We start from the raw sequence: 1217 nt of genomic DNA, 5'->3' as shown, positions 1-1217 counted from the left end.
AGCCCGGTGAGGTCCTCGACCATCGTCTGGAAGTTCAGCAGCGCCTCGAGCCGGCCCTGGGAGATCTCGGGCTGGTAGGGCGTGTACGCGGTGTACCAGGCGGGGGCTTCAAGGATGTTGCGGCGGATCACCGGCGGAGTGACGGTGTCGTAGTAGCCCTGGCCGATCATCTGCACGGCCGTCTTGTTCTTCGAAGCCAGCCTGCGCAGCTCGGCCAGCACCTCGACTTCGCTCAGGGCGTCCTTGAGTTCGAGGGGGTTTTCCTGGCGGATGGAATCGGGAACGGCAGTATCCACCAGGCCGTCGACGCTGTCGTAGCCGACGGCCTTGAGCATGGTGTCGATGTCGGCTTGGCGGCGCGCACCGATATGCCGGTCGGCAAAGTTTGACGAAAGTGATTGAACCGTCATGAGGAACTCCAAGGTGGGGCCGGCCTGGGGCTCGGCTGGGATCTGGGTTCCTCCCCGCTCTGTATCGGACCTGAGAGATTCCGCGGATTTTAGTCCGCTTGCACCGTCGGTGAGCCGGGCTGCTGCCTGGCTGCTTTCCAGAGTTGCCTCGCCGCGGCGGTACATGGGCCTGAGAGATTCCTGGGGAGGATTTGCTCCTACGGCGCCTGCCCGCTTCATGTACGGGGAGAACTCTCCCGCCACGGTTCGAAAGGCATATTGAGATGTGGGTGATTCGGCTCACACCGTACACGCAGTGCCGCCGCATTGCAAAATCCGGGGAATAAGCCGGCCCGGGAAGGCCTGGATGCCGGCCCGGACCGGCGGCAAGTGCCGGCTTGACATTTCTTCGTGACCCGCCCCACACTGAATGCTGGCCGCCCGTTGGAAGGCCTGGTCACAGAAATAATCAGTTGGCGCGGCTTGTGGACGCCAGTTCCCGCCTCTGATTTCCTGACCGTCAGCCGGGCGGCCATGCGATGCTGCCCAGCCTCGGCTCGCGATCCCCGTCGACGGTGCCTTCCGTGCGGCCTTTGGCAGCTGGCCGGAATGTACCTTTGACTGCCGCCGCAAATCGGCTCCGCCGCAAATCAACGGCACATTGCTGCCCTTTCCATCCTGAGGAAGAAGTCCTATGTCCAAAAACGTCACGGCCACATCAGGCGGTCATACGGGAGCCGACGCCTCCAACGAACCCCACCTGGCCCGGCAGCTGTCCAACCGCCATATCCAGCTCATTGCCATCGGCGGGGCGATCGGCACGGGCCT

Annotated in this window: 1 pseudogene and 1 riboswitch; the pseudogene reads right to left on the bottom strand. The window is 63.6% G+C overall.

The features are described from left to right. Positions 1-410 (bottom strand): annotated as a pseudogene (locus ACFQ36_RS22755) (glycine dehydrogenase (aminomethyl-transferring)); the annotation flags it as partial. 147 nt (positions 411-557) lie between these two features. Beyond that, positions 558-659, bottom strand: a riboswitch (glycine riboswitch). Positions 660-1217: the final 558 nt, after the last annotated feature.

The organism is Arthrobacter sp. GCM10027362, from assembly GCF_042679445.1.
Taxonomy (GTDB): Bacteria; Actinomycetota; Actinomycetes; order Actinomycetales; family Micrococcaceae; genus Crystallibacter.
The sequence above is the reverse complement of the archived record's forward strand: the minus strand, read 5'-3'. Positions and strand labels throughout refer to the sequence as shown.